Here is an 18,784-nt window from a genome sequence, read left to right as displayed (position 1 = left end):
GAAAGCATGAACAAGTGTGCATTTATTTTCCCGGGGCAGTCTTCCCAGCGAAAAGGCATGTTACAGGCTCTGTACGACGAAAGTTCCACGGTCAGGCGAACATTCGAAGAAGCTTCCGACGTGCTCGGTTACGATGTAGCCGATATTTGTTTTTATGACCCCAAACAACAACTAACGGATATAACAATTAACGCTCCTCTTATCGTCACAGCCAGTCTCTCATGTTATAGACACATGCAGGAGAAATACGGATACTACCCTTCAGTCTTGGCAGGGCACAGTTTAGGAGAATATGCTGCCCTTACCTGTTCAGGTGCAATCGCATTTGAGGAAGTGCTGCCTTTGGTTGCTTTTCGCTCCAAACTGGCAGTGCAAGTCATGCAGGAGCAGGATGCTGTGATGAGTGTAGTGAACGGAATCAGCCATGTGATCAGCGAAGAATTATGCAGGAATATTAGAGCGAAGGGAGGCTCTGTATGGATCAGCTGTTATAACTCTCCCAATCAAGTCGCCATTGCGGGCAAACAACACGATATTGCCACTGTTGAAATGCAGGCTGTCCGACGAGGTGCTTACTGCAAGCGTCTTATCGGCAATGCCCCATACCACACACCACTTATGCAGGATGCTGTCAGAGAATTACATGCTCAGTTAAGACAATGCTCCATTGCATCACCTCAGGTTCCCGTCATCTCCAACGTATCAGCACAACCCTACACCAAGTACTCCATCATCGACAATTTACTCTTACAGCTTTGTATGCCTGTACGGTGGCATCAAAGTATCCAATCCATCCAAAAGCAAAATATTAATACCTTGATTGAACTCGGAAGTGGTCGGATCCTGACAAGGATTCTGCAAAAAAACGAGCCACATCTGCACACTTTCAGCTATGAATCTACAGATGAGAGATCCCAACTTGTTGCCTTTATGCCGACTACAAGCCGGGAGGCTGGAGCATGAAACTGTATACCATCCCTTACGCGGGCGGATTTTCCTTTACATATTTGAAATGGAAGAAATATCTTAACCCGGCAATCGAACTCATTGCAATTGAATTGCCTGGACGTAGCACACAGAATCGAAGCCTTCCATGCTCTACCATTCATCAGATGGCCGAAGATGTAGTGAGGCAGATCGATGATTCCGATGACTATTGCATCTTTGGGCACAGCATGGGGGCACTTGTTCTGCTAGAGGTATATGTGAAATTAATACAAACAAAACGGCGGTTGCCCAAACATGTCATTTTGTCCGGGATGAGACCCCCGCACTTGTATCAATCGAAAGGTCTCCATCTGCTGGACTCAGTCCGTTTTCGTGCCAAAATGTATGAGATGGGTGGCATCCCAGTAGCGTTAGTCCACGATCGGGAGTTCTCGGATTTTGTATTTGATCTTCTCCGCAATGATATTCGGGCTGTAGAGGAATATCGTCATGAAGGAGAGGCTCCGGTGTTTAGGAGTCAGGTCAGCCTTTTTAATAGTGAATCAGATATACCCGGCAGCGATATGCTGGAGTGGCAAAACTATGCCTTTTTACCCTGTTCCTATCATTCATTTCAGGGTTCCCATTTCTTTGTCAACGAACATACGGCGGAGATTGTGAACGAAATCAATCAAATTCTGATGTACTCCATAACTAATCTGATCGCTGGGGGAACTAATCATTATGCTGACTTTTGAAAAGCATGAGTCCAATGTTCGTTCGTATTGCAGAGTGTTTGAAGATGTTTTCGCGAAAGCGAAAAATGACAGAATTTATGCGGAATCCGGTAAGGCTTACATTGATTTCTTTGCAGGCGCGGGTGCGCTCAACTACGGACACAATAATGACTATATTAAAGCCGCTCTGTTGGACTATATCGAAAAGGACGGCTTAACACATGGTTTAGATATGTATACGGAAGCCAAAAGAATGTTTATTGACCAATTTGTCAGCAGCATACTGGAACCCCGAGGTTTGGACTACAAACTGCAATTTTGCGGGTCTACGGGGACCAATGCAGTAGAAGCCGCTCTCAAACTAGCAAGAAAGGTTAAAGGACGAACGAATGTGTTTTCCTTTATGGGAGCTTACCACGGTATGTCTATAGGCAGCTTGGCGGCTACAAGTGATGCCGGAAGCCGCAAAGGGGCGGGCTTGCCGCTGCAAAATGTGACATTTATGCCTTATTCTGACGGATGGATGGACAATTTCGATACGATTGAATACATCGAACGTATTCTGAACGATGATCATTCAGGCATTGATCAACCCGCCGCGATAATTCTTGAAACGGTGCAGGCAGAGGGCGGTGTGGTTCCAGCATCACCACTTTGGCTTAAACGGCTGGAACAGCTTTGCCGAGCACATGATATTCTCCTGATATGTGATGACATTCAGGTTGGATGCGGACGAACAGGCAATTTCTTCTCCTTTGAGAGAGCAGGCATCGTCCCGGACATTGTGGCATTATCCAAATCTATTAGCGGTTACGGTCTGCCCATGTCGATGCTTCTTCTGAAACCGGAATTGGACATTTGGGGAGCGGGCGAGCATAACGGTACATTCCGCGGCAATCAGTTGGCATTTGTAACGGCTAAGGCTGCTCTTCAATTCAGGGAAGACATACATATGGACGATCTTGTTCGGAAGCATGAGGGGATGATTGAGCAGACGCTGAGAAAGAACATTGCTGTCATTCATGAGCAGATTGAAATTCGCGGCCTTGGCATGATCTGGGGAATTGATCTGTCGAAGGTGGGAGGAAGCGATCAGGTTGAGCGGATTATTAAGGGATGTTTTCAAGCAGGGTTGATTATCGAAAGTGCTGGAAGAAATAATTCGGTCATCAAAATTCAGCCGCCGTTAACGATTAAACAGGAAAATTTGCAGGAGGGTCTTCGGATTCTGGAACAAGTGATGTTGGAGAATCTGGTCAGTGTAGTCTGCTAACAGGGAGTGAAAACTATGGAAAGTCTGTTCAAGCTGAGTGCGGTTACGTTGACGGAACTGTTTGTGGAGAAGAAGGACGAACAGTCCAGAGGTATTTATTTTGTCAGAAACCGATCCGAACAAATCTATCATTCTTATCAAGACATCTATAGGCGTTCAATAACATTGCTTGGATATCTGCAGAGCCATCATATGAAGCCGGGCGATCCGCTCGTGTTCCAATTGGAAGATAATATGGAATTCATACATATGTTCTGGGCTTGCGTTCTGGGAGGGATCATTCCTGTTCCTCTTGCTGCCGAAGGCAAGGAGGAGAATATGCGCAAGGTGTGCAGCATCCTGGGTGTGCTGAACAAGGCTGCAATTATAGGAAAGCAGAATGGTCTCGACAAGCTTATCTCATTTAGTGAAGACATCGGTCAAGGAGTGTCAGGGCTCATCAGCAGGAAGCTGGATATTGATGAAGCCTTCGGGTACTGCGGTAACGATGGGTGCATTCATGTCTCCCAACCGGATGATACGGTATTCATACAATTTTCCTCCGGTTCAACTGGGTTGCCAAAAGGCGTGGTTCTCACGCATCGAAACCTCCTAACCAACATCGATGCCATTATTGAGGGAGCTGCACTTGTCCCGGAGGATGTCATTGTATCCTGGATGCCGCTAACCCATGACATGGGATTAATCGGATGCCACTTGGCTGTAACTGCGGCCAATATGACGCAGTGCAGCATGGAAACCCGGCTATTTATTATGCGACCTGCTCTTTGGCTGGACAAAGTTACGGAACACAAGGCAACGATTCTGACCTCTCCCAACTTTGGTCTCAAGTATTCACTTATGGCCATGGAAAGGAACAAAAATAAGGTGTTTGATTTTTCTTCGGTGCGGTTGATCTTCAATGGCGCGGAACCAATCTCCGTTCAAATATGTGATGAATTCCTGACAGCCACGGCGAAGTATGGTATGAAGCCCAACGTCATGTTTCCGGTCTATGGCATGGCTGAGGCTTCTCTGGCTATTGCTTTTCCCGGATTACATGAACAGGATATTCACCGGATTATTGTGGACCGACATCAGTTGGTAGTGGGGCAAAAAATTGCCTATCTGACTGATGAAAAGCAGGAACAGGCAGCTTGTTATGTGGATGAAGGCTATGCTGTGAAACATTGCGAATTCAGATTAACGGATGAGACGGATCAGACTGTGGAAGAGGATACACTGGGTTTGATCCAGATCAGAGGCGGGAATGTAACAAAAGGATACTACAATAATGAACTGGCGAGTGCAAAAAGCTTTACCACGGATGGCTGGTTCAGAACGGGTGATATCGGATTTATGCATCATGGACGCCTGGTTGTCGTGGGGCGAATGCAGGATGTAGTCATCATTAACGGCCAGAATTACTTTTCAAATGATCTGGAGCGCGTAGCCAGTGAAGTGAAACAAGTTACCTTGAATAAGGTGGCTGCCTGTGCGGTACGAGATGACCTGAATCAGGAAAAACTCGCTGTATTCGTCGTTCATAAGGGGGATATGTTGAAATTCATCCCTACTGTACGGGCATTGAGGGAACAATTCTCCCGGAGCCTTGGCCTGGCGCTCGATTACATCATTCCCGTCCAGCAGATTCCAAAAACTTCAAGCGGTAAATTGATGAGATATGTTTTAATCCAGAAGTTTGAACAGCGGGAGTACACCGAGGTGTTGGAACATCTCCGCCAACTTGAACTGGAGCTGCGCCAATCTTCTGATCCGACTGAAGTTTTGCAGCCGGGTAAACACCCAGAATTGATTCATTATCAGCGAGACGAGACAGAACTGCATATTTTGAAAATATGCCATGAAGTGGCACCTGAATGGAATTTGGGCTTGCATGATAACTTTTTTGAACATGGAATTCATTCTTTGTTGCTGAATCAGATTGCCGCACAGGTAGAGGAACAGTATCCGGCTCGAATTCAAATCGAAGATATGTTTACATACTCAAGCGTTAGCAAACTGGCTGCCCATATATGCGGACTTTCAACTGTAGACAAGAAGAAGGACCTGCTTCCTGTGTCTGCTGGTGGAGTGAAGACAGAAAGTATACCCAATCAGACTATGCATTTTGCGATTATCGGTATAGCCGCTCATTTACCGGGGGCAAGCAATATTCATCAATTTTGGGCTAATCTGTGCGGTGATGTCGAAAGTGTCGGGCCGTTGTCGTCCTCAAGAAAGAAGGATGTCGATGAATATCTTGTTGAGAAAGGCGAGTCGGCTCCTTACTCTGTTCGAGACGGAGGATACTTGCATGAGATCGACAAGTTTGATCATGAGTTTTTCCGAATCATGAAGCGTGAAGCCATCGCCATGTCACCCTCGCAACGTCTTTTTATGCAGACGGCCTATACCTCTCTTGAAGATGCAGGTTATGGAGGAGACAGTCTTCGATCCACCAGAACAGGTGTATATGTCGGGTATATCTCCGATCTGGATGGTAGGCAGTACCAGGACATGTTGCGTCATTCCAGTGATAAACAGACGGCTACCGGAGCACTTGCGGCCAACATTAGTGGAAGAATGTCCTATTTCATGGATTTTAAAGGGCCCAGCATACTGGTCGACAGTGCCTGTTCTTCCTCCATGTCCGCCTTGAATCTCGCTTGCCAGGGGATAAGTAACGGGGATTGTGAGCAAGCCATCGTTGGTGGGGTTCAGCTTAAAGTACTACCTGTGATCGATCATGAGGATGTGGGAATTGAATCATCGGATGGACATACACGTCCTTTTGCAGAAGATGCCGATGGTACTGGTGAGGGCGAAGGGGTTGTATCCATTCTGGTCAAGCCTTACGATCAGGCAATTCGGGATAAAGATCAGATCTATTGCATCATCCGCTCGATTCATTCCAATCAGGATGGGAATTCGGTGGGCTTGTCTGCTCCAAATCCGGAGGCACAGGCCGAATTGGTCACACACGCTTTGCAGAAAGCAAGCGTACAGGCTGATGATATTTCATACATTGAAGCGCATGGAACCGGAACAAGTCTGGGTGACCCGATTGAGATCAGAGCTTTAACTAAAGCTTTTGATACAGCCCAGAATGAAGGGCAATTTTGTGCCATCGGGTCTGTGAAGTCAAACATTGGACATCTCTATGCCGCGTCCGGATTAGTCAGTGTGGTCAAATGCGCCTTGATGCTAAAAAGCAAAATGATGCCTGCAACGGTCAATGTGACTGCACTTAATCCCAAAATTCCGTTTGCCCAATCTCCGTTCAAGGTGAATCTGCACTATCAGCCGTGGGAGACAGAACGACTGCCGAGACGATGCGGCGTCAGTAATTTTGGATTTTCCGGAACCAATGTTCATTCCATTCTGGAAGAATATGTGGCGGAAGAACGTTCAGGTCATACGGAACCGTTCTATCCATTTGTTCTATCTGCGACAAGCCGAGCAGAGTTGTATCAAGCGGTTCAGTCGTATCATGAATATCTGGTCCTCAACCCGTCAACCCCAATATCAGATATCTGTTATACGAACTCTGTCGGAAGAGGGCATTATGCATATCGGCTAGCGATCCTGGTACAGAGCACCGGCGATCTGATCCACAAGCTCGGCCAGTTCCATTGGGCTAACGATACCGAGCAGCATATTTTCATCGGAATATCGAAAGTGGTGTCCGGATTACGCAATAAGAATCGTTGGGGAGAATGGACGGCAGATGAGAAGGATTCATTGGACCAAGCTATGCGGGACTGTATTCAAGAATGCTGGAATCCGGTTTCCAGCAAGGAACAACGACTCGTCCTGTTAAAAAGAATATGTTCACTTTATGTCAGAGGGGCAGCGCCGGAGTGGGAGGAATGGTTCAAGCAGGGAGATGTGCAAAGAATCAGCCTTCCAACCTATAGGTTTCAGTCGAATCGCTGCTGGCCGGAGTTTTTGAGTGTACATCAATATACCAACTGAGTATGGGGTGAAGGAATGGATTCCAGGAATTATGAGATGGTGTTGGAGAGACTGACGCAATTGATTGCAACGACAGCAAGAATGGACGTACAGGCGATTAACCCGGATGAGAATCTGATTGAATTGGGTGCGGACTCCATCATACTGACAGATGTGAATGGTTATATCCGTGAAGAATTTAATGTTGAGATTCCGTTAACCCTGTTCTTTGAACAGCTGACTTCTGTCGCTGATATCGCCGACTACTTGTATCCCTTATTGACTCCTGAGTATTTCACTGGACAGGTTGCACAGCATCTGGAAGAGGCAATCGTGGAAAAAATTGAGGAAAGTGCTGCTTACATTGTGAACGAATACAATCAGTCCCGAAGTGAGTTGGGGGCCATTGAACCGGAAGCATTCAATTTGCTGAAAGAGTCAGATGCCGGAATTGCCCAGCTTTTTGCTCAGCAATTGCAAATTATGAACAACCAAATTTTGCTGTTGTCCGGCAATCAGATCGCTGCGACTTCATCCTATACCTCTCCACCAACAGCTCCCAAACTTCCCGAGAAACAGAAGGATGATACGTATTCAGTTCAACCTGAGGGTATTCCGGTACGAGATTCAAGAATTGCTGACTCCCCTGTTCAAACGCTGTTAAAAGGGAATTCAACGGACGTTCAGCCCTACATAGCTTACAAACGTCTTGAAATGACCTCTAAACAAGTGGATGAGCAGCAGCAGAAACACATCCTTGAGCTGATGGAGAGATACACAGCCAAAACGAAACGATCAAAAGAATTTGCCTCCCGTTATCGATTGCCCTATGCGGATTGGCGAAATATTTCCGGGTTTCGCCCAGGCATCAAAGAAATGGTGTATCAGTTGGTATTCAGCCACAGTGAAGGCGCACATATCACGGATCTGGACGGAAATGATTACATTGACCTAACCATGGACTTTGGAGTCAGCCTGTTTGGGCACAACGCGGAATTCATCAAGGAAGCCATTCATGCAGAGATGGAGAAGGGATTTCCTTTAAGTTTAATCACTGAACTGTCTGGTGAAGTAGCGGCATATATCTCTGAGATGACTGGTGTGGAGCGGGTGTCCTTCTTCAACTCGGGTACAGAGGCGGTTATGGTCGCGATGCGTCTTGCCCGTGCAGCGACAGGTCGCAAGAAGATCGTTATCTTCTCGGGGGCATACCATGGGACGTTTGACGGAGTTTTGGGTATGCATCCCATGAACCGCGAGCCTGAAGCTGTATCGCCTATTGCTGGCGGTATCCTGCAACATTACGTAGATGATCTGTTTATTCTGGATTATGACGATCCGGCAGCACTCGATTTTATATCGAAGCATGCGGGGGATATCGCAGCGGTAATGGTAGAACCGGTTCAAAGTCGCAGACCGGATGTACAGCCGAGACAATTCCTGCATCAACTGCGGGAACTGACGCAACAGCTGGATATCAAGCTTATTTTTGATGAGATGATTCTTGGTTTCCGATTAGGTAAGGGCGGAGCACAGGCGTATTTCGGAGTGCAGGCTGACCTGGTCACCTATGGAAAGATTGTCGGTGGAGGTATGCCGATTGGAATTGTGGCTGGCAAGCAGGACGTTATGAATTGCATCGATGGCGGTGTATGGAATTATGGGGATGACTCTTTGCCACCCTATGAGGACAAACGTACCTTTGCTGGTGGAACTTTCTGTCACCATCCGTTAGCGATGGCTGCCGCCAAGGCAGTTCTCATGAAGATTAGAGATGAAGCAGACACCATCTATCCGTTAATTAATCAACGGACGCGCTATCTGGCGGAGGAACTCAATGCATTTTTCGCGGAGCATCAAGTCCCTGCCCAGATTGTGTATTGCGGATCGCTGTTCCGGTTTGTACTTAAGGGAAATATGGAAATGTTCTATTATCATCTTCTGGATCAGGGAATCTACATTTGGGAGGGGCGAAACTGTTTTCTCTCGGTTAGTCATACGGATGCCGATATGGATCGGATTATCACGGCTGTAAAGGAGACCTGCTTGGCAATGAAACATATCTTCTTCGCCAAACAAGATAGGCCTTCGGAGCAGGATCTAAAAAAAAAGACGATTGAGCTGACTGTGGAACAACAGAAAATGATCGCTTCCGATCTAATGCAACAGGGAACGAGTGCATTCCATCAACGAATATTGCTGCAAATCTCGGGCCGCCTTGACATTACGGATCTGCAAAAGGCTGCCGCAAAAGTTGCATCAAGACACGAGGCTCTTCGGTATACCTTTGCTGAAGATATGTCCGGGCTGGTTCTGAATGAAAAGATGAAGAGTGCTGTTTCGGTTATACGTACAACTCCCGACACGGAGTCCGAGCTCATCTCTGATCTGACGAACAAAGAGTTTGATTACATACAAGGGCCATTATATCGGGTCGTATGGCTTGAGCAGGATACTGTGCATAACGAAGCAAAGCTGCTTATTGTATTTCATCATTACGTTGCCGATGGGTGGTCCATGTCTCTTTTCTGCGAAGAGTTGATCGAGATTTATAACGAACTGCGTACTGGCACACAGGCCAAGTTAGGCGAGGTTATGGGGTATGGAGAATACACCCTGTACAAGGAAAACGTTATGAGAAAGATCAAGTTGGAGGATGCCGCTCAGTTCTGGAAAGCGTACTTATACGGATCTGACCAGGAACTGGCATTGCCAAGACAGCAAATGATGGCTCCTGAAACAGCAAGTGTAGGAAAGCGATTGACCCATATTACTGATGAGTTATGGCTAAAAAAGGTTAGGAAAGCTGCGGCTGTGGCCAAAAGCAGTCCTTTTATGCTTCTATTATCCTCCTATCAGGCTTTGCTTCATCAGATTACGGGCCAAACGCAGTTTGCAATTGGCATTCCTATGGCCGGGCAAGCTTTGGTTGCACCCAAAACAGTTATGGGGAACTGCGCCTCCATTCTGCCCATTGTAGCAACCTTTAATGAGAGCGCAACGTTAGCCACGCTGGCAGACGACAACAGGGAGATTTTTAGAAGAGTACATTCGTTTCATCAACTGATGCCAGAAGATGTAGGGATGGAACAGGATCATATTCCCCGTCTAAACATCATGTTCAATATGGACCGAATGCCGCAAAGTCATACTTTTGTGGATACACAAGTGCAAGTACTGCCCGTTGAAGTGGACAGTTCCATGTATGATCTGTTCTTAAATATTATTGAACATGAAGGTAAAGCGATTCTGGATATCGATTACAACCAGACGTTATTCACAGAAAGACTGGTTCGACGATGGCTTGAATCGTATCTGGAATTGGTTCAACAGTGGAGTGACCAACCCAATCAGTATCTGGAAGATATGCATCATTTCACTTCCAAAGATGAGCAAATGACAACAACGTTGATGAATGCATTGGATATAACCAAGCTTGAGAACCTGCTCGGTTTCCGAAAGGAAGACTTCGGAATAAGCAATGCGCCTGTTCACGGATTAATCATGGATCAAAAGGGGAGCCCTGTACTACCTGAGAGTCCGGGCGAGTTATATATAGGAAGAAACAGAATTGAACTATATCCTACCGGATGGACAGCAAGAATCAGAATACATGGAGAACTTGAAATTTTGGGTCCCTGCAGCCATTGCTATATAGAAAATGGAAGATTCCGCAGTCTGTGGCTTACGGAACAAGCGATCCTCGAGCATCCATCAGTTAAATCCGTCCGCGTTCGCTTAGATTCTGTAACGAAAGAACTTGAAGCGGTGATTGAATCAGTATCAGCATCACCTGAATTGTCTGCCAACGCTCTTTCCGAATGGTGCTTTCAGCGCATGCCGACCCAATGGATTCCAAGGCGGTTCTACCTTCAGGATGAAACACAGGAAGTCACCACGTTGCTGCACTATCAAACTGAAAGAATGACGGCTACGGAGAGAACCGTGTACGACACCATTTGCTCCTTATTAGGTTACGAGACATTTGGTCTTACGGATAACATTATTTCTCTTGGAATGAATTCGCTGAAACTGTTGCAGCTCTTATCTGCGATCCAGCATCAGCACCAGGGTTTAAGGTTGTCTATTACCATGTTCATGGATGCGCTTAACGTGTACGAGATCGCATCAGTTATTGATAAAGCTTCCATTACGGAGGATTCACTTGTTCCGGTGATGAGAAGGGCGGCAGAAGGGCAACGCGAATACGAGACTTCGGCTGTTCAAAAAAGAATGTACGTGCTGAACCAATTACAGCCGGAAACGTTGAACTATAACATGCCGTCGGTGGTGAAGATTCAGGGACGGTTTGATCCAGAACGATTTAAACTAGCATTGCAGAAATGTGTAGAACGGCATGAAAATCTGAGAACTTGTTTTAAAGAGACAGATGGTGAAGTTGTTCAACAGATTATACCTTCTAGTGAGCTGAATATAGCTTTAGATCATATAAATCTGAACGTGAATTTGAATGAGGATGAGATTATTGCGCTGCTAAAGGATGAATATATTCTGCCCTTTAGAATGGATCAGGCCCCATTAATGCGGGTGAGCGTACTGGAGTATGGACTTGAGAAAACCATGGTCTTCATGGATTTTCATCATATTATTTTTGACGGATCAAGTGCATTGGTCTTCGCGAGGGAGATCGTTTCGCTCTATCATCAGATCGAATTGACACCACTTTTATATCAGTATAAGGACTTTGTGTTATGGCAAAAAGATTGTTCTGCATCTGAAAGCATGTTGAGTCAAGAACGATACTGGAAGGAACAATTCGAGGATCTTCCGACGCCAAGCCATATCCCTTTTGACCACACTCGTCCGGTTGAGCGTACGTACGAAGGCAGACTGCTGGTGCAGCCTATTGGAGCAGAGTTGAAATCTCAGATCATTGCATTGTGCAAGTCGGCAGGCGTGACCGGTTATTCCTTCTTTCTAGCAGCGTTTAACTTGTTGTTATCCATGTACTCCATGCAAAAGGAAATCGTATTGGGCACGTTGGTGGAAGGAAGGAACCATGCAGAGCTTCAACCATTAATCGGTATGTTCGTTAATACGCTTCCTCTCAGACAAGTGATTATACCGGAACAATCCTTTGTTGATTGGATGAAAAATGTTCAACAAGAGGCCATGCGTTCGTTTGCTCATTCCGAAGTTCCTTTTGACCGCATCGTTGAATTATCAGGATCGCAGCGGGAGAGAGGCCGAAATCCGATGTTTGATATCCTGTTCTCTTATCAGGATTTTGGTCCTATTCAATTTGCAGACGGGGATCTTTCCTTTGAATACGAGGAACTTTGGACGAACGATTGTAAGTTTGATCTGGAGTTTGAGATTGTGGACAATCCAGACCATTATGAGATTGTTGTTCAATATGCCGCCGAATTGTATGAAGAGAGAACCATGAACTCTTTGATTGAACATTTCATGGCCTTGCTGAAATCCATTGTGGTTAACCCCGACAGCCAATTGTCCGAACTGTCGATGCTGACTGAGCCAGAGAAAACACAAATATTGACGGAGTTTAATCGCCCGGCTCAATCGTGGAAGGGAAAGGAAAAGGAGAATCTTGTTCAACTGTTCGAAGGATGGGCTAAACGGACACCTGATCGAACCGCAGTGCGGTATGAGGAGCAGGTGATGACGTATGGGGAGCTTAACGAACAGGCAAATCAGTTGGCACACTATCTTGTAAGTCTTGGTCTGACAGAGGAGGAGCCGGTCGGCATTATGCTGCAAAGGTCTCCACTAATGATTCAAAGTATTATGGGCATCTGGAAGGCAGGTGCTGCTTATTTGCCGCTTGATCTGGAGCATCCGGTTTCCCGACGCATGCACGTATTAAATGAAGCAGGGGTTAAGTGGCTGCTGACTTCTTCCGACTGTGTCAGCGAGGAGTTCCTCGACAGTTACGGGGGGACGGTTCTTTGTCTGGACACATTAGGCGATGCTTTGAGAATACAAAGCCAAGTTAATCCAAACAGGAACATAACATCTTACCAATTGGCTTATATTCTGTTTACTTCAGGTTCTACGGGTGTTCCCAAAGGAGTCATGATTGAACATGGAGGCATGCTGAACCATATTTTTGCTGAGCAGGAACTGCTCCAATTGGATGAACATTTGGTTTTTGCCCAGAATGCCAACCAATGTTTCGATATTTCCGTATGGCAAATGGCCGGGCCTTTGGCACTGGGAGGAACAACGGCGATCTATTCGGATGCATGTGTGTTTGAACCAGAACGGTTTATAGATCAGATGATGAAGGATGGAGTCACCTTGTTGGAAGTTGTTCCTTCGTATATGGCCGTGATGATGGACTGCGCTGTACGGCGTCACTGTGATTTGCGTTCAATCAGGCATCTGATTGTTACCGGGGAAACGGTAAGTCCTCATTTATTAAAAACATGGTTCGAACGGTTTCCACATATTCCAGTGGTTAATGCATACGGACCTGCCGAAGCATCTGACGATATTGCCCAATATATGATGCTTTCGTATCCAGAAGAACTTGCACGTGTACCCATTGGGAGGCCGCTTGCCAATATTCGGATTTATGTTCTGGACAATGAGGACAGGCTCTGCCCAGTGGGACTTGTAGGTGAACTCTGTGTGGCAGGGATAAGTGTTGGCCGCGGTTATGTGAATGATCCTGATAAAACCCAAAAGGCTTTTGTACGCGACCCCTTTGCGAATGGGTCAGACACAGTCAAGGGGCATGCACGAATGTATCGCACGGGAGATTTGGCTCGGTGGCTGCCGGATGGGACGCTGGAATATATGGGGCGGTCCGATGAGCAGGTGAAGATCAGAGGATATCGAATCGAACTCGGTGAGATTGAAAGTGCACTTCGAAAACAGGCAGGCGTGCTCGACGCCGCCGTAATTGCCAGAGGAGAGGCAGAGGGAGAGAAGTATCTTTGCGCTTATATTGTCAAGGAAAATCACGAGCATTGGAATGCTGGCGAAGCTCGTCTTCAGTTGGCGCAAAATCTGCCGGAGTATATGGTTCCAGCGTATTTCGTTTTGCTGAATGAGCTGCCAGTGACTCGTAACGGCAAACTGGACAGGAAAGCGCTACCTGAACCTGATCGCAAGTCCGTTCTTCCCGATAAGGTGGATCCACGTAATGAAACGGAAGCTTTGCTTGTTCAGGCCTTCAGCACAGTGCTGAATCTGGAAGATGTGGGCATCCATGATCACTTTTTTGAGCATGGAGGACACTCGCTGCGAGCCATTCGTGTCATAAATCTGATTGAAGGCGAGACGGGAATACGAGTGCCACTGAGGATTCTGTTTGAACATCCAACGCCTGCTGAACTTGGTCTATGGATAGGACAATCTTCGCAAGCAAAGGTGAAGCGAATTCCATTGGCTGAGCCTCAGGAAGTCTATCCAATGTCGTCAGCGCAGCAACGTCTGTATTTTATCCATGAGATGGATCCTTCAAGTACGGTATACAACATGCCAGGCTGGGTGGAGCTTCCTCCGGGAGATGTGGATATGCCGCGATTGACCGCTGTTGTCCATGAGCTGATGAATCGGCACGAAAGTCTGCGTACGAGTTTTCATATGGAGGCAGGCGAACCCATTCAGCGTATTCACGAACAGGTGAATCTGAGGATAGAGCACGAACAATCGCCGGTTTCTGGTGAAAACGAGTGGAACGTTCTGTTATCCCAATTCATTCGTCCGTTCGATGTCAGCCAGGCACCCTTGTTGCGAATGAAAGTGGTACAAATGAGTGCCAATCAACCTGTGTTGTTGTTTGACATGCATCATCTGATCTCGGACGGGACAACAATCAATATCATCACAAGGGAGTTCTCGGATCTGTACAATGGTGCAACTTTGCCACCCGTAACGGTACAGTACAAAGATTACAGCGAATGGCTGCGTATGCAGGACCGTGAGGCTGAGCGCTCCTATTGGTTGAATGCATATGCGGGAGAACTGCCCGTTCTGGATTTGCCGCTGGACTACCCGAGACCTCAGATCCAGCGTTTTGACGGCGAAGCGTTCGTAATGGAACTGGACAATGAACTCCGCAATCAGGTGCAAAAGCTGTGCCACCAAACTGGGGCGACAGAATACATGGTGCTTCTGTCAGGATTGATGATTTTACTTGGTCAGTACAGCAGGCAAGAGGATATCATCATCGGCAGTCCCGTATCCGGACGGGTGCACTCGGACACGGAATCAACAGTGGGCCTTTTTGTCAATACATTAGCGCTTCGAGGATATCCGGAAGTGTCCAAGCTGTACTTGGATTTCCTGACGGAAATCCAGGAAACCAGTCTCAAAGCCTATGAATACCAGACATACCCGTTTGAGGAACTGGTGGAGCAATTGCAGTTAGAGCGTGATCTATCGCGAAATCCGCTGTTTGATGTAGTGATGGTCATGCAAAATCAGGAAGAGGAACGTTCACATACAAGTGGATCCATATGGAGTGAGCATGAGGCAGAGGTGCAGACAGCAAAGTTTGATCTCACTCTAAATATTACTCCTGTTGCAGAAGGATATCATGCACAATGGGAATTTGCCCGGGGGCTGTTCAAGCAAGCTACAGTCGAGCGTTTGGCTTCCCATTATAAGCAGATACTTTCGGAACTGACCGAAAATCCGCAACGATCTTTGGGCGAATTCAGCATGGTTACGCCTCAGGAAAGAAAGTGGTTGCTGGACAACATTCATGTGACCCCTGCACGTTATCCCGAACAGGAAACACTGAAAAGTTTGTTTGAGGCGCAGGTGAGGCAGACCCCGGACCGGATTGCAGCAGTGGACGGGAACATCAGTTGGAGCTATACCGAGTTGAACCGGCAAGCAAATCGCATTGCCCATCAATTGCTGAAACACAAAGGGCAGGGTGAGACGGTTGTGGCCCTGTTATTGGAACGTAATGTGAAGATGCTTGCGGGTATTCTTGGTGTGGTCAAAGCAGGTGGAATCTATCTGCCCATGGACCCGGAAGCTCCGGTGGATCGAATTCAGTATATGCTTCAGGATAGCCAGGCTCAGATATTGCTGTCGGGAAGTGTGAACGAGGGCAAAGAAGAGTACTCTTTTGACGGGGTACGTCTGTGTATGGAGGACTTGCTGGAGGAGTCACATCAGACATCAACCTTGGCTGAATTAAATGATACTGAAGATCCAGAGGTGATGATTCAACCAACGGATGCCCTCTACATCATATACACATCGGGGACTACCGGACAGCCGAAAGGTACATTGGTAGAGCATCGAAATGTGGTGCGGCTGCTGATCAATGATCAGATGCCTTATGATTTTTCGGAAAATGATGTGTGGAGTTTGTTCCATGCGTATAATTTTGACTTTTCTGTCTGGGAAATGTACGGTGCATTACTTTATGGCGGGAAAGCAGTTGTAGTATCAAAAGAAACGGCCAGGGATAGTCAAGCATTCCTGTCCCTGCTGCGTGACGAGAAAGTCACTGTGCTGAATCAGGTGCCGTCCTCTTTCTATGAACTGATGCATGCAGAGAGGGCAGGCTCTTGGGAAGAAGAATTGTATGTTCGCTTGGTCATTTTTGGCGGAGAGGCCCTGAATACCCGGAAGCTGAAAGTTTGGCAGGAGAAGTATCCGCAGATTGCCCTGGTGAACATGTATGGCATTACAGAAACGACCGTTCATGTGACGTACAAACGTATTGAGAGCGAAGATATCGAAAGAGGCATCAGCAATATCGGAAAGGCGATTCCGACCCTGAAGTTATACATTATGAACGGAAATCGCCTGTGTGGTGTTGGCGTGCCGGGTGAATTGTGCATTGCCGGAGCGGGTGTAGCCAGAGGTTATGTGAATCGGCCGGAACTCACGGAGTCCAAATTTACGGAAAATCCGTTTGAATCCGGTGAGCGGATGTACCGGTCAGGCGATATCGCACGCTGGCTTCCCGATGGAAATGTAGAATATCTGGGACGGATGGACGATCAGGTGAAGATCCGTGGATACCGAATTGAACTGCAGGAGATCGAAAATGTGCTTATGAAACAGCCTGGTGTTCAAGATGCAGCGGTTATCGTCCTTAAGGATGCAGCGGGAGATTCTTATCTGAGCGGTTATGTGGTTGGTAAGCCTGAGAGAGAAGAAGAGGCACTGGATCTTGCATCAGTCAAAAAGGGACTTGCTCAGGCAGTACCCGGGTACATGGTCCCTGCGAGCCTGATAACGCTGGACAAGCTTCCGGTCACGAGCAACGGAAAGCTCGATCGCAGAAGTCTGCCTGAGCCTGATTTCACGGGTGCGCAGGTGTATGTGGCGCCAAGAGATGAGCGTGAGGCCCAGTTGGCAGAGATCTTTGGCCAGGTGTTGGGAATACAACAGGTGGGGATTGATGATAACTTCTTTGAACTGGGTGGAGATTCCATCAAAGCCATTCGGGTCATCTCCAAAATCAGGGAGGTTGGCTATGAGCTGAGTGTTAAAAACCTCATGCTGGGGCACACCATCCGCTGGATTTCGCCAAAAATGGAGAATGCAGATAGCATACGCACATATACACAGGAAGAGATTCAAGGAGAAGTGCTGCTGACGCCAATACAACAGGAATTCTACCAGTGGAATTTGGAGCAGCCAAACCATTTTAATCAAACCTTACTATTGAAATCGGCACTGCCATTAAACGAAGAAACATTGCGACAGGCACTGAAGGCCTGTGTCTCACATCATGACATGTTAAGAGCGATATATCCTGATCGTAATCGACAACTCATCCGAAGTTCAGCGGAGAGCGAAGGCTTTGATTTTACTTTTATTGCTGTGAAAGAAGAGCAGGACCTGGAGGAAGTTATTCTTACTACAGGAAACCAAATACAGGCAAGTATAGATCTCTCCGAAGGGCCGTTGTTAAAAGTTGTGCTTTTCCATTCAGGTGAGGGCGACTTTATATGGATCTGTCTGCATCATCTCGTGGTAGATGGGGTGTCATGGCGCATTCTGCTGGAGGATCTCCAAACTGCTTATGAGCAAACGGAGAAAGGTCTGAACATCAGTCTGCCAGCAAAGACAGCCTCTTATCAGGAATGGGCTGTGGCCCTAAGAGAGTATGCTCTCAGTGAAGAGTTGGAGCGTGAAATTCCTTACTGGATGACGGTTCTCCAACAGGCTGGAGGACACAAGACTGAGCTGCTGCTGACCGGAGTTGAAGGTTATGAGACGGATACCTTTGAACTGGATAACACCTTAACTTCACAGTTGATGTATGAGGCGAATCAGGCCTACCATACCGAAATGAATGATCTGTTGTTGTCTGCGTTTGTGAGAAGTCTGGCTCCTTGGACCGGTTACGCCGACGTGACGATAGATCTCGAAGGTCATGGAAGGGAGAGCATACACCAGCCTATGGATATTGATCGCACCGTGGGGTGGTTCACAAGCATCTATCCTGTTCATCTGCCTTACGATGCAGACATGGAACAGCAGGTGTGCCTGATTAAGGAACACATTCGGAAGATACCAAACCATGGCATGGGATACGGGGTCATTCGTCATTTCCGTGAGCAGACAATGCCCGAGTTTCATCCGGATTATTGTTTCAACTATTTAGGGCAGCTGGAACATGAAGGGGATTCAGACCCATTGTTTGAAATTTCAGAGTTGCCGACCGGAGACAGTACAGCTAAAGAAAATCACCATCCGCATTCCTTGACGGTCAACGCTAGTGTCGTGCAGGGCAGATTGATACTTGAAATCACGTATGATCAACGCTTTTATGCGGCCGAGCAGATCAAAGCATTTAAAGAGCGTTTCCTAACAAGTGCTGCTGAGATTGCAGCATTCTGTACAGCAGTTGAGTCTGGCAAGCATACAGCTTCCGATTACGGAGATCTGGATTTGGAATTCGACGAGTTGGACGAAATCATGAAAAGTTATTCCTGAACAT

5 protein-coding genes are annotated in these 18,784 nt (G+C 47.0%); all 5 read left to right on the top strand.

The features are described 5' to 3' along the window. The first annotated feature begins 6 nt into the window (after nucleotides 1-6). The 5 genes from NKT06_RS27510 to NKT06_RS27490 are packed head-to-tail and all read left to right on the top strand — an operon-like array spanning nucleotide 7 to nucleotide 18,780. The gene (locus NKT06_RS27510; RefSeq protein ID WP_253441092.1) at nucleotides 7-963 is read left to right on the top strand and encodes an ACP S-malonyltransferase; all 957 of its coding nucleotides are present in this window, start codon (nucleotides 7-9) and stop codon (nucleotides 961-963) included. Beyond that, a complete protein-coding gene (locus NKT06_RS27505) occupies nucleotides 960-1,685 on the top strand; it encodes a thioesterase II family protein (protein ID WP_253441090.1) in 726 nt (241 codons plus the stop codon). The genes NKT06_RS27510 and NKT06_RS27505 overlap by 4 nt, the downstream gene beginning before the upstream one ends. Then, on the top strand, nucleotides 1,672-2,937 hold the full coding sequence (gene ectB, locus NKT06_RS27500) for a diaminobutyrate--2-oxoglutarate transaminase (RefSeq protein ID WP_253441088.1): 1,266 nt from the start codon (nucleotides 1,672-1,674) through the stop codon (nucleotides 2,935-2,937). The genes NKT06_RS27505 and ectB overlap by 14 nt, the downstream gene beginning before the upstream one ends. A 15-nt stretch (nucleotides 2,938-2,952) precedes the next feature. Further along, nucleotides 2,953-6,894 (top strand): beta-ketoacyl synthase N-terminal-like domain-containing protein, encoded by a 3,942-nt coding sequence (locus NKT06_RS27495; protein WP_253441085.1) that lies wholly within the window; start codon nucleotides 2,953-2,955, stop codon nucleotides 6,892-6,894. 15 nt (nucleotides 6,895-6,909) lie between these two features. Further along, nucleotides 6,910-18,780 carry a non-ribosomal peptide synthetase gene (locus NKT06_RS27490; RefSeq protein ID WP_253441083.1) on the top strand — a complete coding sequence of 3,957 codons (11,871 nt, stop codon included), beginning with the start codon at nucleotides 6,910-6,912 and terminating at the stop codon, nucleotides 18,778-18,780. The last annotated feature ends 4 nt before the right edge of the window (nucleotides 18,781-18,784 follow it).

Source organism: Paenibacillus sp. 1781tsa1 (assembly GCF_024159265.1).
Lineage (GTDB): Bacteria > Bacillota > Bacilli > Paenibacillales > Paenibacillaceae > Paenibacillus.
The sequence above is the reverse complement of the archived record's forward strand: the minus strand, read 5'-3'. Positions and strand labels throughout refer to the sequence as shown.